The sequence below is a fragment of the Paenibacillus sp. FSL M7-0420 genome, from assembly GCF_038002345.1.
GTDB lineage: Bacteria > Bacillota > Bacilli > Paenibacillales > Paenibacillaceae > Paenibacillus_AQ.
Genome location: NZ_JBBOCJ010000001.1, coordinates 1,788,748 through 1,812,661, shown reverse-complemented (window position 1 = coordinate 1,812,661; position 23,914 = coordinate 1,788,748). Strand labels below are relative to the sequence as shown.

The window sequence follows — 23,914 nt, the reverse complement described above, 5'->3', positions numbered from 1 at the left end:
TTGTACTGTAAACCTTAAGGTCACATTAAAAACAATTTAAGCGGAGATAAAAGATACCCAGACGATGATAAATAGTTGATTAATCAAACAGATCTTCTACAGTACGGATAGGCTTCACTTCCATAGGTTCTTTGAATGCTGCCATATGAAAGTAGGCGGCCAGCCAGATGATTGCGCATATAAGAATATAAGCCATCAGTTTATTCCCTCCCTAAAATGGATTGGCCCAGCAGCCGGTTCACCCGCTCTGCACTGCAGAACATGAAGATCAGTAGCGCAAGTACAGCAAAGGGGAATACGGCAATGCTGGTGCGCACGGATAAAAGCCCGAATAACGGCGGAATTAACGTTGTTCCCGTGTAGGCTACCGCCATCTGATACCCGATTAAGCGGGCTGAATTCTCCTTGCCGAACCGGGCCGGCGTCTCATGCAGGAGACCCGGATAAATCGGTGCGAGGCCCAGACCAATCAATATCAGTCCTGCAAGTGAGAGGGCCGGATCGAACGGCAATACAAGAACAGCCCCGCCTGCGATGGTCACCAATTGACCGTAACGGATAAGAAGGCGGTTATGGACTTTTAACGTGATGAAGCCGGTAATCAGCCTGCCAACTGTAATGCCCGCGTAGTATACGGAGATCCAAGCCGCTGCTGTATCTGGCGCCACTCCCCTTGCGCCTACCAGATAACTGGCGCCCCACAGTCCAACCATTGCTTCTATTCCGCAGTACAACAAGAACGTCACCAGGGTAGGCTTAACGCCCCGCAAGCGGATGGTGTTCGCCTGCGGCTTAAGGTTCACAGCTGCTTCATCTGGAAGCTTGCCGCTAAGCGCTGCAGGAAGCTGAGGCTCCCGCGTGGCAGCAACCTTGTTCCATAACGGAAGCGTCACTAACAGAATCAACGCGAACCCGAACTGAATGATGGCCACAACCGCATATCCCCCTCTCCAGGACTGGGCGTGTACGAGATTGACTGCCATAATCATGGGTCCCAGTGTCGCGCCTACGCCCCAGAAGCAGTGCAGCCAGCTCATATGATGAGCCTTGTAATGTTCGGCCACATAATGATTCAGTGCCGCGTCCACTGCTCCTGCCCCAAGGCCTAGCGGAACGGCCATTACTATAAACCACAACACGGATGGCGACACGGAGAATCCGAACAATGAAGCGGCGGTTACGAGGCAACTGACAAGAGTTATTCGTCCTGTCCCCAAGCGCTTGACTATTATATTACTGAACAGACTGGACACGATGGTCCCTCCGGCAATAATCATCGAGATGATTCCCGCCGATCCAAGCGATGAACCCATCTCTGGCCAGATCACAGGCCACGCAGAGCCAAGTAAAGAATCGGGAAGTCCCAGACTAATAAAAGCCAGATAAATAATAATCAAAAAATACGTAGACAAAGATTCTCCTCCTAAAACCACTTAATAAATAAACTTTATAAAGTATATGTACTAAGTATGTTCTCTCTCTTGTTTTTTGTCAAGAAGCGGTTTTACTTATCCAGAAAACAACAAAAAACCCCTGTAGTTAACAAGGGTTCTTCGCACGTTAGGTCTAAACGGGCTCCGGCTCTAGCTCCTTCAGGGTCAGCCTGCGCAGACCGTTCTCGAAATCTTCCTGAAAGGTATGCTGTAAGACGACTTCCGGATAAACAGGCATGGGGTGCTGAAGCTGATAGGCTGTCCAGGCCGATGTCCAGACGGAATCCTCCACTCTGTCCTGATAGATGACAATTCTATCCGGGGCCAGAACAGCATTCACCGTCTGTAAGATCCTGCAGGTTGCAGCTATGAATATGTCCGGGGTCATCTCCAGGCTCCACTCAGGCATATCGGGAAGGAACTTTACCTCTCCTGACATCCCCTGATTTCCTTTCAGGATGCTGCCGTGCAGGTAGATCCCCATACCCGGCGGGTACCCGTTCGGAAAGTAAAGACCCAGTAAATATTGCTCTTCGCCTTCGCTATGCTTCATGCAATATCCGCTGATCGCGGCATTCACATCATTCTCCACCAGGATAGGCAGTCCAAACCGGGATTCAATCTCTTCTATCAACCGGGAGCCCGTCAGTTCCCGGAGACTGCTGACTTTAATTTCACCGTTTACCGCCTGTCCCGGAATACCTATGCCAATGACCTTGATGGAAGGGTACTGGCTCAGGGCATGTTCAATGATTGTATAGCAAAAATCTCTTTCGAAAACCGGGATAATATGCTCATCCTTCATCAGAATATCGTCCTTCAAATTGATAACTGTGGCGGAGATCAGTACCTTTCCCGCTTTTTCTGTCACGTACATCACCAACGCGAGGCTGAAATCGTAATTAAAGCGATAGGTCTGTGCGGGTCTGCCCCCGTTGGAAGGCACCACCAGGTCTTCAAACAACTCCCCTAACTCGGACAGCTCCTTAACTAATGAGTTCACAGTTACTACACTTAGCTTGGTCCGTGCAGCCAGCTGGGGTTTTGTAGCCGTCTCCATACGTTTCATCACCTGGCGCACATGATTCAGGTTAATTTCCTTCATCAAATTAGCGTTTGCTATTCGGATAGCCTCCTTATCGGTTCACTATATAAATTGAACTAATGTTTTTATGTTTTGGAATTAGCCGTGACTCCAGAGAAGTTTTGGACTTCCGGCCGCTGTTGTCTACAGATTTCATGATTTTATACCGTTGTTAACGGTTGAAATCCGTAGACAAAGGCGGTCGCTACCGCTCCTCCAGTTCCAAAATTCCCCTCCGCCACTTTCCCTTTAACTTAAATTTTTAGTTCAATCTATATAGATCATTAGATTTAGTCAAAAAGCCTGCAAATGCTACCCCTGCGCCCAGCCCTTGCGGTGGGCGTAGATCGCCAGCTGGGTGCGGTCGTCCAGCTCACATTTCATCAGCAGGTTGCTGACATGGGTCTTCACGGTCTTGATGCTGATATGCAGCTCCTCGCCGATATCCTTATTCGTCTTGCCCTCAGCGATCAGCAGCAGCACTTCCTTCTCCCGCTCGGTCAAGCCGGAGGAGTCGCCCTGGACCGTGCGCTGGCGGATACCGCGTGTCAGTGCCTGCGACACATCACCGGTCATCACCGGCATGCCGCGATAGGCGCCTTGCAGCGCGTAGATCAGCTCTTCCGCCGAGACGGTCTTAAGCACATAGCTGACAGCTCCTGCTTCAATTGCATCGACCACCAGATCGTCCTCCAGGAAGCTGGTAAGGATGACAATTTTGAGCCCGGGGAATTCGGCCAGGACCGCGCGGGTAGTCTCAGCCCCGTTCATTACCGGCATCATCAGATCCATCAGCACCAGATCCGGCAGCGCCTCCTGTCCCAGCTCACGCAGCATCGCCAGCGCTTCATGCCCGTTGGCTGCTTCTCCAATCACTTCAAACATCGGCTCCAGCATCAGATAGGTTTTGAGGCCCATCCTCACCATATCGTGATCATCTACAAGCAGTACTCTTATGAGACTCATTTTGTACTCCCCCTAACATTGTGTAAGCATGATTCGGTCCCGGCTTCATCACAGCAAGAGCATATCAAGCCTCTTCAGAATCGGCCTCAGTCTCTTGGACAAACTTTGGAATATGTACACGGATCGTCGTTCCCGCTCCCCTGCGGCTGATAATCTCGACCTGACCGCCGAGCTTCTCGGCACGCTCACGCATGGTCGTGAGCCCGTAGGAGCCTTGCTTGTGCTGCACATGCTCGAAGCCCTGACCGTCATCGCTGATGCTCAGCACCACCTGGCGCGGCACCTCCCGCAGGGACAGACTGACCACCCGTGCACCGGCATGCTTCACGATATTCGCCATCGATTCCTGAATAATCAGGAACAGCTGATGCTCAATCGCTTCGGACAGCTCACCCTGAAGCTCAAGCTCCTTCACCCCTTTGAGCCCGTTCTGGCGGCAGTAATCCGGGAACCACTTCTCCAGTGCCTCGAACAGATTGCGCCCCTCCAGCTCCACCGGACGCAGCTGTGCGATCAGCGCCCTCATCTGCTTCTGTGCCATCTGGGACATGCTGATCAGCTGATCCATCACCGTCTGCCCGTGCTCTGCGCTGCGCTCAAGCACTTTAGGCAGCGAAGAGGCTGACATGTGAATAGCGAACAGCTGCTGGCTCACCGTATCATGCAGATCCCGGGCCATACGCCTGCGCTCTTCCAGTACCGCGCTCTCCGCTGCCTGTTCCTTCTCGATCACTTCCTGCTCCCCGAGCTGCTGGAGCCGCTTCATCTTCTTCTCCACCGTATCCATCATGATGTTGAACTCGTGGTAGACACGTGCGAAAGACTGGTCCTCGCTCTCCGGCATCCGCACCGACATATTCCCCTTGGCCACCTGCAGCATATTCAGATCCAGATGATCGATCCGCCGCTGAATCCGCTGACCGGCGATGTAGCCGATGATGACTGTGAACAATACAATGCCCAGACACAGGTAGATCCACATCCGGGTATCCACCACCTGAATATAGCCCAGACATGTCCCGGCATACATCAGCCCCGCCGTTACCCCGCCGCTCAGCAGGAAATACACCAGCAGCATCCACTTGGTATTACTGAAGATCCCCATTTAACCCACCGTTTTCACTTTAACGTCGCCGATGAAGCAGCTGACATTGATACGGACCTTCTTGCCGGATTCCTTGTAATATGGTGTCTTGCATTGTACATTGCTCATGAACCCGCTGCGCGACTGCTCCAGCACCTGCATGTCACCGATGAACGAGCTGCCGGTCACAGCCACACCCAGATCCATATCGTCTGGAATGTACACTTTAATATCGCCGACAAAAGCAGAGATATTAATCTTGGTCTCGCCGTAAGGAATCTGCGCATTGGTCAGATCCAGCACCGTATCCCCGATGAACTGCGAAATGTTGGTCCGCTTCAGTTGAAAATGTTCCTTGCCCATATGCACATCGCCGATAAAAGCCGAACGGTTCGTCGCATCCTTATCATGCCCGGAATCCTGAAACTCCTCATGCCATTCGCCGTGACGGCGGGCCTGCCGTTCCTGACGCTCCTGGCGTCTGCGCCCCTGCCGCTCTTGCTTCTCCTGCCAGCGGGTATCTGACGAGGCATGCAGCGGGTTACCGTCTGCGTCCTCCTCATCCTTATGCAGATAATCATTCCAGTTCCGGTCCTCGCTGCCAGCCGGCTTGCCGAATTTTTGCTCGAACTGCTGATCGAGCGTAGATTCCAGTGGAGCAGGCGGTGCTGTATCCAGCGGACTCTTGCCGGGTCCAGGCGGGTAGTAGCCCGGCGGTGAAGGCGGTGCCGGAGGTATAGGCGGAGTATTGCGCCGCGGCCTGAAGATGACGGACAATCCGCCGCCGATCAGCATGAGCGGAATGAGCATTTTGAAGAAATCGCTTGCCGAGTAGTAGAACCAGTCTAAATTCCTTCCCAGGAAAAACACCCCGATGGCCAAATAGATGAACCCGCCGAGTGTTGCCGAGAATCTGGAGTGCTCCTCATCCGGAGCCAAAAACCGTTTGATTCCCATCACGATCAGAATAACCGGCCAATAGGTGGAGATCAGTGAACCCAGACTGAAATCCGTGTAGCCCATCTGCCGGAGCAGGAACATTCCCCCAAGACCGATGAGGAGCAGGCCTCCGAGTACCTGGCTGGTGAACCTTCGTTTCATAATGTCATCCCCCTTGTCGTAAATACAACTCTTCCTCAGTAAACATTTATAACCTTAGTCTACAGGAAGATTGCGGCGGAGAACAGCGGCGTAAGAAGGAACCGTATCTCCGTCTCCAGACCGAGAGAGCTGGAATATTAAGTAAGATTATAGCTGTATAAAATAACCCAAAATATATAAATTCTATTAAAAAAGCTGCCCTCCAGCCCGTAATCCGGACATGGCAGGACAGCTTGTTGCTTCAGGAGCTTACCGGGAACCCAGCATTACTGCTGCGGTTTCTGAGCCGGTTTGGTCATAGAATTGCTGCTTTGCTTAGTAGCACCGTCATTTTCAACAGCGAACTCTGCATTGTATTTTTCATTTGGTGTTTTGAAATTTTCTTGTACCTTTGGTTTCTTGGAATTAGCCACGAGAATCACCTCCCTATTGTATCGGAAGAAGCAAGTATTTGCTCCAGTCGATATTATGGGAAGCAGACCGCTGTATTATGCATGCTCACGTGAAAATAAATTCAAACTCCGGTTTGACCGGCGTGAGCAACCTCTAAATAGCTTCTTCCAGCAAATATTGCGGAACCGCATTATAAGTCTGAATGGCGTGGCCAAGGCTCTTCAGCATACTTTCTGTGCATTTGCCGTCGCCGCGCTTAATCACTTGAACCACGACTGACTTCTTGCCCCATTCTTTGTAGACCTGCTTGGTGGTGCTGAAGTAGAGATCGATCTTGCGCCCTTTGATTGCCGATCCGGTATCGGCCACAATGCCATATCCGTAACCCGGTATATATAAAATACTTCCCAGCGGCAGCACCTTCGGGTCCGCTGCAATCGTGGATACCGCATTCTTGTCCCGCCGTACCTTCACTCCTGAATACGTAATCCCGTACTCCGGATGCTTCGCGGTCTTGCCTGTGGATTCGTATCCGGCTGTATAGCCGGTCGCCATTACTTTCAGCGAGGTGATAATCTGCTCTGGAGCCGGAGCGGCTACCGGTACCGAGCCGGGTGCTTTGACAGCATTCTTAGGCTTAGCTGCCTGTACCTCTGGCTTAGCAGCTTTGTCTGCGGCATCCGGCTGTACGGCTCTTGAAGAGCCTCCAAGACGGGATGCTGAGCCTGCCTGCTGACGATCAACGGGTGACTGCTTCTGTATGCTACTTCCATGCTGCCCTGCAGTGTCCTCCATCCCTCTCGCCTGGACTGACTTCCGCGCGTAGTCCGGGAAGATCCCGGCAGCGGTCAGCATAAGGACGATCGTGACGAAAAGACACCAAAACCTCTGGTATAAGCCCATTTTGTTCATTAGTTAAACCCTCCCCATAGTACGAGGGTTTCCCGATTCACAAAACTTTATACATGACACCGCGCCATAGCGGTCTCATAAGGCTTATAACAGAGGTTCAGTGAGCAGAATGAATTAGATTACACGTCCGGCAATTTCCTGGGCAAGCGAATCAATGGCTTCTTGCAGCGGACGGGCGCCGATGTCGCCTTCGCCGCGTTTGCGGATCGATACGCTGCCCGCATTCATCTCGTTCTCGCCGACAACGAACATGTATGGCAGCTTCTCAAGCTGAGCTTCACGGATCTTGTAGCCCATCTTCTCATTGCGTAAGTCCACTTCCGCACGGATGCCGCTCTTCAGCAGCTTCGCTTCTACTTCCTTCGCATATTCGTCGAAGGCTGACGAGACCGGGATAATCTTCACCTGCTGCGGGGACAGCCACAGCGGCAGTGAACCGGCAAAGTTCTCCAGCAGGAAGGCTACGAACCGTTCCATCGTTCCCAGAATCCCGCGGTGCAGGACCACCGGGCGGTGCTTCTGGCCGTCGTCGCCGACATATTCCAGCTCAAAGCGCTCCGGCAGCAGGAAGTCAATCTGTACGGTCGAGAGTGTCTCTTCTTTACCGAGTACAGTCTTAATCTGCACATCAAGCTTCGGACCATAGAAGGCCGCTTCGCCTTCAGCTTCGTAGAACGGCAGACCGGCTTCTTCGACTACCTCACGCAGCATACGCTGTGCAGTCTCCCACATCTCGTCGTTGGCATAATATTTCTCAGTATCCTTAGGATCACGGTAAGAGAGGCGGAACCGGTAATCTTCAATCCCGAAGTCACTGTATACCTGCTTAATTAATTCCAGCACGCGGATGAACTCGCTCTTGATCTGGTCCAGACGGCAGAAAATATGCGAATCATTCAGCGTCATGGAACGCACACGGTGCAAACCTGTCAAGGCTCCCGACATTTCATAACGGTGCTGAATCCCGAGCTCGGCAATACGGATCGGCAGATCGCGGTAGCTGTGCATCGAGCTCTTGTAGATCATCATATGATGCGGGCAGTTCATCGGGCGGAGCACGAACTCTTCGTTATCGATAGTCATCTTAGGGAACATATCTTCCTGGTAGTGCTCCCAGTGGCCGGAAGTCTTGTACAGCTCTACGTTCCCGAGTACAGGAGTGTAGACATGCTGGTATCCGAGGCTTGCTTCCAGATCCACAATATAACGCTCCAGAATACTGCGCAGCTTCGCGCCCTTAGGCAGCCAGATTGGCAGGCCTTGTCCAACTAACTGGTTGAAGGTGAAAATCTCCAGCTCCTTGCCCAGCTTCCGGTGGTCGCGCTTCTTCGCTTCCTCCAGCAGGCGCAGATGCTCATCCAGCTGTGCCTTCTTGATCCAGGCTGTGCCGTAGACACGCTGCAGCATCTTGTTCTTGCTGTCCCCGCGCCAGTAAGCCCCGGCCACATTCATCAGCTTGAATACCTTGATCTTGGCAGTAGACGGCAAATGCGGGCCACGGCAAAGGTCGAAGAATTCGCCCTGCTCATAGATGGTGATGACACTGTCTTCCGGCAGAGCTTCAATCAGCTCCAGCTTGTAAGGATCACCCAGCTCGCCGAAGCGCTCCAGTGCTTCCCCCCGGCTGACCTCATGGCGGACAATCGGCAGATTCTCCGAGACGATGCGGTCCATTTCCTTCTCGATCTTCAGCAGATCCTCGGGATTGAGCGGATGCTCCAGGTCCATATCATAATAGAAGCCGTCTTCGATCACAGGACCTACTCCAAGCTTCACTTCCTTGGTGCCGAACAGGCGTCTTACTGCCTGCGCCATCAGGTGAGCTGTACTGTGGCGCATCACTTCGAGACCTTCCGGCGAATCCAGAGTTACGATCTCTACCAGATCGCCTTCCTGCAGCGGTGTTGACAGGTCTACGACAATCCCGTTGAGCTTGCCTGCTGCGGCGTTCTTGCGCAGTCCGCTGCTGATAGAGGCGGCTACATCATCAATGCTGCTGCCGTCTGCGTATTCCCGGACCGATCCGTCCGGAAGCTTAATATTTACTGACATGATTACTTCCTCCTAAGGTTTGTTGGGCTATACTTCGCTGAACTCTTCACACAAAAAACACCCGTCCCGCAAAGGGACGAGTGATTGCACCCGTGATTCCACCCAAATTCGATCTATCCTTGCAATTGCTGCTTATGCTTCAGCTTCACTGCAGAATATAATCCTTCGTTAGCATGGGGATAACGGCCATGAACCGGCGGTTCTTACTATCCATTAAGATTCCGGAGTACGGAAACTTTCAGGAGTTCATAACCGCAGCTACAAAGGGGTAAACCAATACCGGTACCGGAGGAAGTTGCAGCCTGAGGCTTCCTCTCTCTGAAACGGTCCAAAGCAAACGGTTCATATCTTTGTCAACGCTGATAACATGAATTAAGGCAATTATAAATCTCAGCTTATCTTCCGTCAAGCGCAAAACAGCTGCCCGTCCTCAGGCCAGAAAAGGGCCCGTGCTATTTCAGCACGGGCCTTCCTCTGAATCATTTCATGATCACATGATCATGAAACTTTAACTTATGAAGCTTTGTTCTCCAGCATACGGAAGATAATGACCGCAGCCTGGGCACGGTTAGCCATACTCTTCGGTGCGAACTGCTTGGCATCCACACCGTTGACGATACCCATCTGAGTCAGCTGTGCCACTGCCTGCTGAGCGTAAGGGGCAATCTTGCCCTTATCCGTGAATTTGTTCAACGTTGCAGCATCAACCGGCTGCAGCTGACCCTTAAGGGCATTCGCGATCATAATCGCCATTTCCTCGCGGGTAATCTCACGGCCCGGCTCGAATTTACCGTTGCCGGAGCCTTTTACAAGACCTGCATTGACAGCCGCAGCAATCGTACCCGAGTACCAGACTCCCTGCTTCACATCGCTGAATTTCGCAGGTGAAGCCGAATTGCTCAAATCAAGTGAACGAACCAGCATGGTTACGAATTCTGCACGGGTTACACTTTTCATGGGTGCAAAGTTTGTGCCGTCCATTCCTTTGATAATGCCTTTGGCTGCCAATACATTAATGGCATCTGCGGCCCAGGCTACCTTGCCCAGATCCTTGAAGGCTACAACAGGTACAGCAGGAGTTGCTGTAGGTGCCGGTGTAGCCACAGGAGCTGGTGTAGCAGAGGCTGCTGGCGTAGCCGATGGTGTAGCTGTCGGCTTAGGCGTTGCTGTTACAACCGGTCCCGGGTTATATCCAGTACCAGGGGTAGAGCTAGGACTAGGAGTAGCTGTTCCAGGGTCTTTCTCCACATTAGTGATCCGGCCTTCAATGGCAGCCGTGATCGCACCGCCGTTGAATGTTTTGACGATATATTCATAGAATACATTCAGGTCAATCGGTCCGGCCAGCGAGGCGCTCGCCTCAGTCAATACCTTGTAATTATCGCCGCCCGCAGCCATGAAATTATTGACTACAGCCGTGTAGCTCTTCGACATTTCAATAGGTGTTCCGTCTGTCTTGGTCAGGTTAGCCACACGCTCTGCAACCGGCAGATACATGTTGGCTGTATATTTCAGACCTGAGATTTGCAGTGTCTTCGTGTCTGCGGTGCCGTCAGCCTTAACCGCCCATTGCTGCTGCAGCAGAGTCTTGATCTGCTGACCGGTAAGCGTCAGCTTCACCAGCGTGTTGCCGAATGGCTGAATCTTCGCCAGATCGCCGAACGCTACATTACCCTTCGGAAGATCCGCACGGATACCGCCCGGGTTCATGAAGGCGAAATCAGCAGGAACCGTAGAACCGTCTTCGAAATCAGCGCTGCGCATCGCATCTGCAATCAGATTACCCAATGCTGATTCCTTAGTGTAGGCATCTGTACGGGTAATTGTACCGTCAGTAGTTCCTACAGGCTGAGTCAGCTCAGGGTGCCGACTCAGATAGTAGTCCACCAACGCCTTGGTTTCGGCATCCGGTGTGATTTTACTCTGAACCGTGTTCGTTACAGTAGCTGTTTTACTCTTCACTGTACCTGTAGCTCCGTCAATCACCAGCTTGATGTCTTCGAAAGCCGTTCCGTAAGAGTAAGCCTGAACGATCAGCTTACCGTTCACCGTATCATTGGCATAGCCATGGTTGTCTCCGGCTACGATGACATCAACCGGGGAATTGGCAGGAAGCGCATTAGCCAGATCTACAGCTTCGCCGGTGGATACATTCTTTTTGGTAACCGGATCAACCTTGGTTGTTGCCGGATCATGGGCAAGCACTACGATCGTCTTGACGCCTTGAGCATTCAGCTCGGCCGCATATTTCTCAATCGCCGCGACCTCTTCCTCGGCACTCAGGAATTTCACACCGGCTGTACCGGCTGGCGATACTTTGCTTGGCGTTGCTTTGGTCACCACTCCGATGAAGCCAATTTTCACGCCGCCAACTTCTTTTACTACATAAGGAGTGATAATAGGTTTGCCAGTAGTACTGTCTACTGCGTTGGCATTGATATAATCGAAATCCGCGCCGTTATGGACGACTTTCTCATTCTTAGGGTCTTTACCGCCATAGATTTGAGCCTTCATCGCCTCAACACCTTGGTCAAATTCATGGTTGCCCAGGGTGCCGACGTCGAACTTCATGAGGTTCATCCATTCCATTGTAGGCTTGTCGCGTTCCAGCGAAGATACCGGAGCGGATGCGCCCACAGAATCGCCGTTATGGAACAGCAGCGAATGCTCATATTTGGCACGGGCTTCCTTCAAATAAGCTGCAAGTGTAGCCGCCGTTCCTACAGCTTCTCCGTTCACCACCGAGGTAGTGTCCAGTTGGCCGTGGAAGTCATTAATGCCCAGCAGATGGACTTCAACATCTCCCGTTGGGACTGGAGGAGCTTTTTTCAAATCAAGGTTGTAGATTTCAAATTTATTGACATCTTGAGTTCCCGTAGCAGTAATGTTTGCAGGAGCGACTGCTGCTGCTTTGGGTGAAGACGGGAATGTTACAGTAACATTGCCTTCAATAGGTGCAATCGACCAGTTGTTGTCTGCGGTAGGATCAACGGTTCCCGCTTCCTTGATGTAATCCATCAGCACCTGGCGGTTCTCCATCTGGGAATCAATGATCATGTTAGCGCCTTTGACACCCGGGAAGTTCCCGCCGCCGCTTGCACGGTAGTTGTTGGTAACGACCACGAACTTATCCTCTAGGTTCAGCGGCTGGTCGTTGTAAGTAATGGAGGTTACCCGGCTGTAAGACTTATCGACAAGCGTTCCATCAGGCATGTATTTAGCAGGACGGGTAACATCAATTGTATATTTGATCCCGTCAATCACATCGAAATTGAATACAGCAAATGCTGAATTCAAAAGCGGCTGGGGGGTGGAGATGGATGGCTTGATACGGTTGAACGCTCCTGCGCTCATCTCTACCCAATTCTTGACGGTTTCACCGTTAACAACAATCGCCTTGAGTGTGTTGTCATACAAGTACAAATCGCTTGCGCTGGCAATCGTAAGACTGCCTTTCTTAATGTCTGTATACTCCTCAGGGCCGTTGCGTCCAGCCTTGAATGGCGCACCAACGCTCAGGATCGGCAGGTTTCTATAGTCGGCCAGATTCTCGTTCGTATGAATCAAGTTAGATACATACTGCTGCTGGGCATAGGTTACGAGCTGGACTGTCGGATCATCCTGAACCAATGCAAAGTAGCTGTTCATCGGCGTAGTTGTTACACCAAGCGGTTGATTCACATAATCAATCGTAGCTTGATGTGCTGCTCCGGCAAGATCGTCAATAGCAGTGTCAATGGCTGCGCCAGCAATAGAGCGCGTAGAAGCCTTGGAGACTGCTTTGTCTACTGTCCACTTGCCGCTGCTGTTCTGGGCGATTTTCAGATCGATAAGGCCCAGGTAACCACCGCCATAGCCTGCTTGTACTGCCGGAGTCCCATTGATGTGTCCGTTAACGTTATCTACCTTAGCTACACCATTATTGTAAGGTTTCTTGGTGGACGGATCTTTGAAGGACGCATCCAGCGCGCTGTCAACGCCGTTCGTCGGGAATACCTTGTGGGTATGCGAGAAAGTAATGGCATCAATGCCGGGAACCTTGCTCAGCAGGTTAATGACATTCTCTGCTCCGGTTCCTTCTGCGGCAGCAGCGTCGAACCCGGAATGAGTCATGGCGACGATAACGTCCGCACCAGCCGTCTTCATTTCAGGAACAAACTTCTTCGCCGTTTCCACAATATCTTTGGCAATAACCTTTTGCTCCAGGTTCACCTTGTCCCACTCCATGATCTGAGGAGTAACCAGACCCAGGAGGCCGACTTTAATGGTAACGGTGTTGCCGTTGCTGTCCTTTACCTCTTTATCGATGATTTTATAAGGTTCAAATGTATTATTATTATCGGACACATTATAAATATTTGCATTCACATAAGGGAACTTCGCTCCCGTAGACTCCTTATAAGTTGCGCTGTTTACATTGCCTTTAACGGTCCGGTCCAGATAATCCAAACCATAATTGAATTCATGATTGCCAAAGGTTGCTGCATCATAACCCATCAGGTTCATAGCTGCGATGATCGGATGAATCTGGTCTTCACTTTCCCTGAAATCAGACACTTGGGCCATATACGTTCCCAGCGGTGTTCCTTGAATTAAATCGCCATTATCCAGCAAAAGGTTGTACTCGCCCTCTGCTTCACTGCGTGCAGTCTTTACCAAGGTTGAAGTACGGTCCAGACCTACAGTCGCGGAGGCGGCACCCTTGAAATAGTCCCATCCATATACATTCGTATGAACATCAGTGGTGCTCATCAAGCGTAAATTAATGGTTCCCGGATTAATCACCGGAGAAGCCTCAGCCTTTCCTGCCGCCAGCACAGGAACATTGAATACTCCGCCCAGCATCTGTGCTGCCAGAACTGTGGTAGCCAATAAAGAAGCTATCGGCTTGTTCCATCTTCTCTCTCCCATAAATCTAATTTCCTCCCTGTGATTGCTAGATTATTCTACCACTGTCCGAAAAATTGTATCATAGCCTTCCCTATGAATCTATCAAATTCCATTAACTCTTATAAATTGTTGTGTAAAATCTCACATTATTTCAGCTATTTTTGTAAAATATAACGATTAAATTTTACAACTCTATGACAAAAACAACGAAAATCCAATACAATGGGATTATCTGGAAATACAGCTCAATATATGCTGTTTTTCATATACATTCGGGTTATGCGCCTGCGTGCGAGCACAATGTATGCTGTTTTCCGCATACATTCGGGCCATATGCCTGTGAGCAAGCACAATGTATGTTGTTTTCCGCATACATTCGGCCATATGCCTGCAAGTGAACACAATGTATGCTGTTTTTCGTATACATTAGCTACATGACGCTGTAACGATTGCTATTCGGTTTTCGCGTAGTTTTAGCATTGATATACTTCTTGTTCGGAACTGGAGGAAACAATAGTTTCCAAAAAACATAACGGGGCTGTGCTACCTATAGGTAGCACAGCCCCGTTATTGATCTGTTGATGTATAGCTATATTCTAGTTCTGCATCACAAAATCATTATCAATCTTGGCATTCGCATCCTCGAACGTCCGCAGGATGTCATAGCGCGTGTTGCGCTGCGCCGGGATCTTGCCAGCCTCGCGGATGAGCTGGGTGATCGACTCGATGTTGACCTTGTAGGTCGCGCCCGCCGAGGAGACTACGTTCTCCTCAATCATCGTGCTGCCGAAGTCATTGCAGCCGTATTGCAGGGAGAGCTTGCCTACTTCAGGACCCATCGTTACCCAAGAGGACTGGAAATTCTTGATATTGTCCAGCACCAGGCGGCTGATGGCTACAGTCTTCAGGTATTCCTCCGGGGTCTGGCGGTCCAGCTTCAGGTTCGTATTATCCGGCTGGAAGGTCCAGGAGATGAACGCCAGGAAGCCTTCGGAATCATATTTGTTCGCAATGCATTCGTCCTGGGCTTCACGGACACGAAGCAGATGCAGCGCCCGTTCTTCCATAGTCTCACCCAGACCAATGACCATCGTGGCCGTTGTATTCATACCGATCCGGTGTGCGGTCTGCATGACGTCCATCCACTCGCGCCAGGAGCCCTTGAGCCGGCTGATCTTGCGGCGGGTGCGGTCATCGAGAATCTCTGCGCCACCGCCGGGCAGGGAATCGAGGCCCGCAGCATGAATCTCACGCATGACCTGTTCCAGCGGCAGGCCGGAGACCTCAACCATTTTCATAATCTCAGCTGGTGAGAAGGAATGCATGGTAATCTCCGGGAACCGTTGCTTGATACCGCGCAGAATATCCGTATAGTAGCTGAACGGCAGATTAGGATTCGTACCGCCCTGCATCAGAATCTCAGTTCCGTTAACGCTCATGGTCTCAGCAATCTTCTGATAGATTGTCTCATCGGGAAGCACATAGCCTTCCTCCGAACCGGGTCTGCGGTAGAAGGCGCAGAAGCGGCAATAGACATCACATACATTGGTGTAGTTAATGTTGCGGCCGATAACGAATGTCGTTATAGGCTCCGGGTGCCAGCGCTTCATAATAATATCTGCGGCAGCGCCCATTTTCTCAATTTCATTGCTCTCGAACAATGTGACCGTATCTTCCAACTGAAGACGTTCACCCTTCAGTGCCTTACCCAGTATAAGATCGACTGCACTCACTGTTGACGGCCTCCTCTTCATCTATGAAGTCTATGAGATAAATACAATTTGAAATAAAAATAGTCCGTTCTCCCATCGTATCACAATCGGCTGTTCTTGAGAAATGTTTCGCAGCGCAGGACGGATAATTTCCCTTGTCCCATACAAAATTAAACAGCAGCGCCCGAAGGCACTGCTGCTTGTACGTTCTGCGGTTGCTGCACAGCCTGGCGGGTCCGGCGGTGCCTTATTCCAGCTCGCTCCGGGCGGCCTCCAGAGCCTGTCCCAGATCAGCGATCAGATCATCTACATGCTCTATGCCGACAGAGAAGCGCAGCAGCCGGTCATCCACACCTACAGCATCGCGGATTTCAGCCGGAATATCGGCGTGGGTCTGTATCGCCGGATAGGTCATCAGCGATTCAACACCGCCCAGACTCTCGGCGAAGGCGATCAGCCGGATATGGCGGAGCAGCGGCTCCACATAGCTGGCCTCTTTTACCTTGAAGGAGAAGATTCCCGTGTTGCCGGAGGACTGGCGGTTCTGGATGGCATAGCCCGGATGATCAGGCAGGCCCGGGTGGAAGACCTCGGCAATCGCCGGATGCTCCTGCAGATAACGGGCAATAGCCAGAGCGTTGCTCTCATGCCGCTCCATGCGCAGCGCGAGGGTCTTCATACCCTTCATCAGCTGGTAGCTGTCATTCGGCGCGAGAACCGCTCCCAGGGAGTTATGCAGGACGGCCATTTCAGCCGACAATTCTGCCCCCTTGGTCACGATCAGACCCGCCAGCACATCGTTATGCCCGCCCAGGTACTTAGTCGCACTGTGAACCACGATATCTGCTCCAAGCTCCAGCGGGCGCTGGAAGAACGGAGTCAGCAGCGTATTGTCTACAATCGTGAGCAGCCCGTGACGGCGGGCCCAGGTACATACGGCTTCGACATCCGTTATCATCATCAGCGGGTTGGTCGGCGTCTCAATGAATACAGCCTTCGTGCCCGGCTGGCGGGCCGCTTCCAGTCCATCCAGATCATTCGTATCTACATAGGAGGCGCTGATGCCGTATTTGGAGAGAATCCGTTCCAGCAGCCGGTAAGTACCGCCGTACAAGTCCAGCGATACAATGAGATGGTCCCCTTGTCCAAACAAGGTGAACACCGTGGACAGTGCAGCCATACCGGAAGCGCAGGCGAAGCCGGCATCCCCGGATTCCAGGGCCGCTGCCGCTTCTTCGAGGACAGAGCGGGTAGGATTTTTAGTGCGGATGTAGTCAAAGCCTGTACTCTGCCCAAGTCTAGGGTGACGGAAAGCCGTCGCATGATAAATCGGGTAATTAATGGCCCCGGTGGCGGGGTCCTCCATCGAACCAATCTGTGCCAGTCTGCTCTCAATTCTCAGTTTCTCATCCATCTCCATTGCCTCCTGATTAATTACTTCTATTAAGAATAAGTCAACCTCTCAGATAAATGCCCCGATATCGTAAGGAGTCTCCTGGTATACATAGTAATTGAGCCAATTAGCGAATAATAAGTTGGCATGGGCGCGCCAGACTGCCGGCGGAGTACGCGTCGGATCATCCTTGGGATAATAGTGCTTCGGCAAGGCAACCTCCATCCCCTTGGCGATATCCCGGTCATACTCCCATTTCAATGAGAAGGGATCATATTCTGAATGTCCGGTGACAAAAATCTGCTTCCCGTCATGCGTAGCCACCAGGTACACCCCGGCTTCCTCGGATTCTGCCAGAATCTGCAGCTCCGGGTTCTGCTCAATATCTTCACGGGAGACGTCGGTATGGCGGGAATGCGGAACATGGAACACTTCATCGAAGCCGCGCAGCAGCTTGACATTATTATGGCTCATTGTATGCGGAAACACTCCGAAGCATTTGTCCGGCAGACTCACCTTGCGCACGCCGAAGTGATGGTACAGTCCTGCCTGTGCCGCCCAACAGATGTGCATGGTCGAGGTTACATTCTGCTTGCTCCACTCAAAAATCACTTTCAGCTCCTCCCAGTAGTTCACATCCTCGAACTCCAGCTGTTCTACGGGAGCGCCTGTTACAATCAAGCCGTCGAACCGGCGGTGGCTGATCTCATCAAAGGTTTTGTAAAAGCTCTTCAAATGCTCAGCCGAAGTATTCTTCGACGTATGGGAGCTGGGATGAAGCAGAACAACATCCACCTGAAGCGGGGAATTCCCGATAAGGCGCAGCAGCTGGGTCTCAGTAGTTTCTTTGGTAGGCATCAGATTCAGGATGGCGATCCGCAGAGGACGGATATCCTGATGGAAGGCCTGGCTTTCATCCATTACAAAAATATTCTCACCGGATAACACTTCTTTGGCCGGCAGGCTGTCGGGAATTTTGATAGGCATTGCTGTTCACTCCTTAACTGAAATGGGGTTCCACTTGGTGGTTCAACCTGAGGCAGGGTAGCGAAAAAAGACCTTTCCCGGGCGAGAAAGGTCATATCATGCAGTCATATGCGCCTCTCTCATCTGCCAGAGAACTTCCGCCGGACGAATAACGCCCTGCAAAGCTTCCGCAAGAATTAGCACCGTGCGTTCACACGCCGGTTGCCGGGTTTCATCGGGCTAGTCCCTCCACCTGCTCTTGATAAGATTTAGCTGTATTCAGTTGAATAACCTTAAGCATCTGAACGATGCTTTTTCTTAAATTTCACTTTAAATCATGAACCTCCTTTTCGTCAAGTCCATACAATGCTGAAGGGGCCTTATGACAGAAAACAATTTCTCTTGTAAGAGCCATATCCCGGCGTTATACTAGACAAGTGTTTCAAACCCAAAAACGGCGAAAAGAAGAGGTGAGAGAACAATGGAAGGCGACCCGGGCTCGCGAATAAGCGTGCAGAATGAACAACCACACAGGATTAACATCAGCTTGCCGGCGGCGGGAGCCCTTTTTCTTCATGCTCTCGGACCGTCTTTTGGCCTTCATCCATGATTGTACCACCGGCCAAGCTGATTTTTTCCGTGTGCTGAAATTAGCATACCCCTGGAGAAGACCAGGGACATAAGGAGTGAATCAGATGAAAATCCGGTTGGTGAATGCAGGGGTTTTTACGCCTATTGACAATATTGAAGAAACTTTAACCGCCCCTGCCGAGGGGTTCTACTGGATTGATGCGGATGTGGAGGACCTTGTAGAGCTTCAGCCTATATACGGCCTGCATGATCTGGCTGTGGAAGACTGTCTGAGTGAAGAGGATCAGCGTCCGAAGCTGGAGATTTATGAGAGTCATTATTTCATCGTGGTGAACAGCATCCGGTTCGATGATGAGGAAATCTTCCTCCGTGCGCTCAACGTATTCCTTGGCAGACATTATATTATTACCGTTACGAAGCAGAAGATCCATGAGCTGCGTGTCCTGAAGCCCGTACTGTGGGAGCAAGAGGTCAGTACACCTGACCGCTTCCTGTATCTGCTGATTGACCTCGTTGTCGACAACTTCTTCTCGGTCGGTGACCGGATTGAAGCGCGGATCGAGAAGCTCGAGGAAGACATCCTCATGCATACCAAGAAATCGCATCTGAGCGAGATCATCGGTCTGCGCAGTGAGATTCTCTGGCTGAAGAAAATGCTCGGCCCGCAGAAGGAAGTTATCAACACGCTCAACAAAAAGGATCTTCGCCTGATCGACGATCAGCTGCAGAAGTACTTCAGCGATATCTATGAGAATGCGGTCAAGATCTCTGAGACCTTCGAAACATACCGCGATCTCATGGGCAACTTGCGCGAAGCTTATCAGTCCAGTATTGCGAACCGCGCCAATGAAATCATGCGTGTATTTACGGCAATTACCACTATATTCATGCCGCTGACCGTGATTACCGGGATCTACGGCATGAACTTTGACAATATCCCGGAGATCCACACCGAGTACGGCTACTATGGCGTCATTGCCGTCATGGTGACGCTAGGCTGCGGAATGCTCATTATCTTCCGTAAAAAGGAGTGGCTATGAAGCAGAGCGGACGAATACGAAGGACGAAGGCACCGTATACCCGGCTACCGGGACCCGGAGAGCCTTCGTCTTTTTGGTATGTCACCAGTATGTAATGCGTCTGCGCCGATCAGGAGCTCCGGTTACCAGGACCGCAGATTGGGAGTGATGCAGGCCGTCAGTCACCCTCTTACAAAGGGGCAGCCATTCCAAGCGCCGCCGGATGCTCCCGCCGGAAGCGGATGCGGATCAGCCGCAGGCGTTCATAATACAGATCAAGTCCGTCAGCAGGTACGAAGTTGTCGCCGTAGGCTTTGTAGAGGACAGGCTTCAGGAAGTTGTCGCCGATCAGTTCATAGGCTGTCCAAATATTGTTCTGCTCTTCGGAGCTCACTTCACTCAGCTCCAGGGCAATGAGCTTCTCGGCCGAATAGCCGTCCTTCTCCAGCTCTTCCAATACTTCAAGCACTTCACGGCGGGAAACTCCGCTAAGTGCCCTGAGCTGCTCCATCCCTTGCCCCTCTTCGATCCCCTGTAACAGAACGCGCCGCAGTCTCAGCCGCTCCAGCTGCTTCTTGTACTTAAGCTCCTTCTGCTTATAGTGCCAGGATACGAAGCTCTCTTCGTCTATTGCATGATTCACCCAGCTTAGCGGAAAATCATGCTCACGCTCAGCCGCCGCGGTGATGCTAAGCCAGTCTGCACCATACTGTGAAACTTTGCCTTCACCCACACCCGGAAGCTGCAGCAGCTCCTCCTCCGTACGGGGAAGAAATGCGCTGATCATGCGCAGCAGACGGTTGCTGGCCAGGATATAAGGCGCCTTCCGTTCACTGGAGGCCTTCCCCCTGCGCCAGGAGCACAGCTCCTCGAAGATGGCTTCATTCCCGTATTGCTCACTGAAATACTGCAGCTTAAGCTGCTCCTGGCTGCGGCTGCTGAGGTTATCCTCGTCATGAAATACCCCGTCAATCAGCGGGCGGTAGCCTTCCCCCATCTTCACGGCAAGCTCGTGCCGGTATACACACAGCATCTCATTCCATGATCCGCCTTCATACCACAGGCTGTCGCCCGTCTCCTGTTCCCCGGAGAAATCGCGCCAGCCCAGACGCCACTGCCCCTCTTCCTCTCCAATCCATAGCTGAGCAAAAATCTCTTCGTCCACTCCTGATCTTTTGCACAAACGGTTCATAAATACGATTTGCATATAAATCCCTACTTTCGTCGTCTTACAGTACGCATGACATATTTGAACGCAAAAAAGCACCTCTCCCACGACATTCGTGAAAGAGGTGCTTCCTCTTAAATGCTATACTGTTAGAAACTAGAATACCATATATTACGTAACAGTCAATGTCTTTTTGACAGAAGATCCTACTTGCGGTCCAAAGCCAGCTTGGCCAGACCCAATGCGCCCGACAGACCGGCGTTATCTCCAAGCTGCGGAGGCACAATATAGCTGCCAATCTGTTCATTAAGCGCCGGATGCTGCACATATCCGCCGAGCAGCTCCTGCAGCTTGGCATGGATCAGCGGGAAGAGCTGGCTCTGCTTCATCACACCGCCGCCCATTACGATCTTCTGCGGCGAGAGGATCAGCACATAATTCATAAGAGCATGGGCCAGATAGTGGGCCTCCATCGCCCAGGCCGGATGATCCGCAGGCAGCTCGCCCGCCGGCTTACCCCAGCGCTTGCCGATAGCCGGACCTGCCGCCAGACCCTCCAGACAATCGCCGTGATAAGGGCAGAAGCCTTCGTAGTGGTCCTCGGGATGACGACGGACCAGAATATGGCCCATCTCCGGATGGGACAGCCCGTGAACGAGCTTCCCGCCTACCACAGCACCAGCACCAATCCCGGTGCCCACCGTGATATAGAGGCAACTGTCCAGCCCTTGCGCTGCTCCCCAGGTGTACTCGCCCAGCGCTGCACCGTTCACATCGGTATCAAAGCCGATCGGAACCTGGAATTGCTCCTCCACGGCTCCCACCAGATTATACCCGCCCCAATGCGGCTTAGGTGTGGTTGTAATATATCCATAGGTGGGGCTGCCGATAACAGGATCAATCGGTCCGAAGGAACCGATCCCGATAGCCTCCACTGATTTTCCGCTGAAATAATCCATTACCTGGCCCATAGTCTCCTGAGGAGTGGCTGTCGGAAAGCTCACCCGGTCGATAATCGTCCCGTCCTCATTCCCGATACCGCATACAAACTTCGTTCCCCCTGCTTCAATCGCTCCCAACAATTTCACTGCAGCGTTCCCCCTTCTCCTGATGCATCCATATGCTGTTGCTTCTCATAACTTCAATAGATTTGCCTAACACGATGATCGCTCTCACGGATACGATAGATTTCTCTAAGTACGGCGGCGATAGATTTCTCTAGCACAGCGACAGATTTCCGTGATACAAATATGCCGGTTGACCGGCACAGCGCAATGATAAAGCGTTCTCTTATCCTATTATACGTGGCTCTTATATGTATGACAAGCGGTTGACATACAGGTTAAACAAGTGATTTGCTGACGAGGCTTAGGCTGGATTGAATGGGAACGGGAGATCGTTGGATTTGTACACCTGCTAATGAACGAATGGCCGATGCTGGGACAACAGTTGGAAAAACAACACTTAATGTTGCCCATTTTAGCCCAAGTAGCTAAAAGCAACATGAATTGATGTTGTTTTTCCACTTATCGCCACACATTTCATTAGAATTAATAATTTAAGATACGTTATTCCACTTGTTGGTTGCGGGAGCCGGGAACATGCTGCTGCACAGCCTGTTTGCGGCCACGATAGGCCCGGCAGGCTGCTACAAGCCGGGCTGCTGCCGGGAGATGGGAGGCCAGATGGATATGCGCATAAGCAGCCATAATGCTGCCTCTGATGTAGCCTTCAGGCTGGCAGCCCCCTCTGCCCATACTCTCGTAGGCATAGGTCCGGGCTGCCCCCTCAGGATAGCTCATGACGGAGTAATGAAATTCATGGCCGCGCAGACGCTCGCCCTGCTTCAGCAGCAGACAGTCGTGAAGTGCCGTAACTTCACGATACCCGAGTGCCGCCCGGCGTTCCTGCATCACGGTATGCGCCGGAATGATTCCGGCCATCTCATGCACCGTGCCGGTGCGGTCGGTCAGACTGCGGGCCAGCACCATGTAGCCGCCGCACTCCGCATACAGCGGCATTCCGGCGGCTGCGGCAGTCCTCAGGCCGCCGAGGAACAGCTGGTTCGCGGCAATCACCGCCGCGAATTCTTCAGGGAATCCGCCGCCGATATAGATGCCGTCAGCTTCCGGCGGAATGCCTTCACCGCTGAGCGGACTGAAGTACACCAGCCTCGCACCTTCACATGCAAGCAGCTCCAGATTATCGGCGTAGTAGAAATTGAACGCCGCGTCCCGGGCTACGGCAATGACCGGGGCAGGCTCCGCCGGGCCTGCCTGTGTCTTATGTATCATCGGCGCAGCGGATTTACAAAGTTCAGCCTTATATGGAACTGGGTGAACTTGCTGGTCCGGCGTCTGCTCGCAGGCAGTCACAGCTTCTGGCTCCGCCGCCACAAGCTGTGCCCTCACAGCAGGAGCGGCCGCGGCAAGCTCCAGCAGCTGTTCCAGATCCGTGCCTTGCTCCAGCAGGTCGGCAGCACGGTCAAACAAGGGCGCAAGCTCCCCGCGCTCTACAGCGGGCAGCAGGCCCAGATGCCGCTCCGGGATGTCCAGCCCGCTGTCGCGGGGGAGCCAGCCGACCACGGGAATCCCGCAGGCTGCTTCAATGGCCGCCTTAACTAACCGGTAGTGACCCTCGCTTCCGCAGCGGTTCACCAGAACGGCGGCAATCCGCACCTGCGGCTCCAGCTGCCGGAAGCCCAGCACTATCGCCGCCGCACTGCGCCCCATGCTGCGGACATCGACCACCAGGAGTACAGGGCTGGCGGTCAGTATGGCGATTTCCGCCGTTGATCCGGTCAGCGCCGTATCCTCCTTGCCGTCATACAGACCCATGACGCCCTCAATGACGGACAAGTCGGCCTCTGCCGAAGCCTGCAGAAAATACTCCTGCAGATAAGCGCTTGAAGTCATCCAGGAGTCCAGATTTCGTGAGGGACGGCCTGTAACCGCAGTGTGATAGGCGGGATCGATGTAGTCAGGGCCGCATTTGAAGCCCTGGACCTTGAGGCCCCGCCGGGCAAAAGCACGCATCAGCCCCAGCGTGACCGTTGTTTTGCCCGAGCCGCTGCCCGTGCCTGCGATGACCAGGCGGGGACGCGCCTGCGGCTCACGGGGGGCTGATCCAGGCTCTTTTTCATATCCGGCT

The 23,914-nt window shown here is 52.3% G+C and carries 16 protein-coding genes and 1 riboswitch; of the genes, 1 reads left to right on the top strand and 15 read right to left on the bottom strand.

Annotation, left to right across the window (positions count from 1 at the left end):
• Window positions 1-200 precede the first annotated feature (200 nt).
• The 12 genes from MKX51_RS07685 to metA all read right to left on the bottom strand — a co-directional run bounded on the left by MKX51_RS07685 (window position 201) and on the right by metA (window position 18,007).
• Entirely contained in the window at window positions 201-1,412 is a 1,212-nt protein-coding gene (locus MKX51_RS07685) for an MFS transporter (RefSeq protein WP_340991927.1), read from the bottom strand.
• Between the two features lie 154 nt (window positions 1,413-1,566).
• Window positions 1,567-2,562 (bottom strand): ROK family protein, encoded by a 996-nt coding sequence (locus MKX51_RS07680; RefSeq protein WP_340944649.1) that lies wholly within the window; start codon window positions 2,560-2,562, stop codon window positions 1,567-1,569.
• 267 nt (window positions 2,563-2,829) lie between these two features.
• Window positions 2,830-3,483: a response regulator transcription factor gene (locus MKX51_RS07675; protein WP_340942555.1), complete on the bottom strand. Its 654-nt coding sequence runs from the start codon at window positions 3,481-3,483 to the stop codon at window positions 2,830-2,832.
• A 64-nt stretch (window positions 3,484-3,547) separates the two neighbouring features.
• Window positions 3,548-4,588 carry a sensor histidine kinase gene (locus MKX51_RS07670; protein WP_340991925.1) on the bottom strand — a complete coding sequence of 347 codons (1,041 nt, stop codon included), beginning with the start codon at window positions 4,586-4,588 and terminating at the stop codon, window positions 3,548-3,550.
• Entirely contained in the window at window positions 4,589-5,668 is a 1,080-nt protein-coding gene (liaF, locus tag MKX51_RS07665; RefSeq protein ID WP_340991923.1) for a cell wall-active antibiotics response protein LiaF, read from the bottom strand.
• A 266-nt stretch (window positions 5,669-5,934) separates the two neighbouring features.
• The gene (locus MKX51_RS07660; RefSeq protein WP_156949683.1) at window positions 5,935-6,081 is read right to left on the bottom strand and encodes a hypothetical protein; all 147 of its coding nucleotides are present in this window, start codon (window positions 6,079-6,081) and stop codon (window positions 5,935-5,937) included.
• 133 nt (window positions 6,082-6,214) lie between these two features.
• Window positions 6,215-6,916, bottom strand: coding sequence for a 3D domain-containing protein (locus tag MKX51_RS07655; RefSeq protein ID WP_445253484.1), 702 nt, complete (start codon window positions 6,914-6,916; stop codon window positions 6,215-6,217).
• Window positions 6,917-7,087: 171 nt separating this feature from the next.
• Window positions 7,088-9,025, bottom strand: coding sequence for a threonine--tRNA ligase (thrS, locus tag MKX51_RS07650; RefSeq protein WP_340991921.1), 1,938 nt, complete (start codon window positions 9,023-9,025; stop codon window positions 7,088-7,090).
• 513 nt (window positions 9,026-9,538) lie between these two features.
• Complete coding sequence (locus MKX51_RS07645; protein ID WP_340991919.1) at window positions 9,539-13,936, bottom strand: bifunctional 2',3'-cyclic-nucleotide 2'-phosphodiesterase/3'-nucleotidase; 4,398 nt, start codon at window positions 13,934-13,936, stop codon at window positions 9,539-9,541.
• Between the two features lie 575 nt (window positions 13,937-14,511).
• Window positions 14,512-15,648 carry a cyclic dehypoxanthinyl futalosine synthase gene (gene mqnC, locus MKX51_RS07640; RefSeq protein WP_340991918.1) on the bottom strand — a complete coding sequence of 379 codons (1,137 nt, stop codon included), beginning with the start codon at window positions 15,646-15,648 and terminating at the stop codon, window positions 14,512-14,514.
• A 226-nt stretch (window positions 15,649-15,874) separates the two neighbouring features.
• Window positions 15,875-17,041: an aminotransferase class I/II-fold pyridoxal phosphate-dependent enzyme gene (locus MKX51_RS07635; protein ID WP_340991916.1), complete on the bottom strand. Its 1,167-nt coding sequence runs from the start codon at window positions 17,039-17,041 to the stop codon at window positions 15,875-15,877.
• A gap of 48 nt (window positions 17,042-17,089) precedes the next feature.
• Window positions 17,090-18,007 (bottom strand): homoserine O-acetyltransferase MetA, encoded by a 918-nt coding sequence (metA, locus tag MKX51_RS07630; RefSeq protein ID WP_340942568.1) that lies wholly within the window; start codon window positions 18,005-18,007, stop codon window positions 17,090-17,092.
• 116 nt (window positions 18,008-18,123) lie between these two features.
• Window positions 18,124-18,255: riboswitch (SAM riboswitch) on the bottom strand.
• A 426-nt stretch (window positions 18,256-18,681) separates the two neighbouring features.
• On the opposite strand from metA, the gene corA reads away from it, so the two are divergent.
• Window positions 18,682-19,617, top strand: coding sequence for a magnesium/cobalt transporter CorA (gene corA / locus MKX51_RS07625; protein WP_036696789.1), 936 nt, complete (start codon window positions 18,682-18,684; stop codon window positions 19,615-19,617).
• Between the two features lie 169 nt (window positions 19,618-19,786).
• On the opposite strand, the gene MKX51_RS07620 is transcribed toward corA, so the two are convergent.
• The 3 genes from MKX51_RS07620 to MKX51_RS07610 form a co-directional block, all read right to left on the bottom strand.
• The gene (locus MKX51_RS07620) at window positions 19,787-20,803 is read right to left on the bottom strand and encodes an HRDC domain-containing protein (RefSeq protein WP_340991915.1); all 1,017 of its coding nucleotides are present in this window, start codon (window positions 20,801-20,803) and stop codon (window positions 19,787-19,789) included.
• A gap of 167 nt (window positions 20,804-20,970) precedes the next feature.
• Entirely contained in the window at window positions 20,971-21,852 is an 882-nt protein-coding gene (locus tag MKX51_RS07615) for an ROK family protein (RefSeq protein WP_340991913.1), read from the bottom strand.
• Window positions 21,853-22,332: 480 nt separating this feature from the next.
• On the bottom strand, window positions 22,333-23,856 hold the full coding sequence (locus tag MKX51_RS07610) for a cobyrinate a,c-diamide synthase (protein WP_340995552.1): 1,524 nt from the start codon (window positions 23,854-23,856) through the stop codon (window positions 22,333-22,335).
• Between the last annotated feature and the right edge of the window lie 58 nt (window positions 23,857-23,914).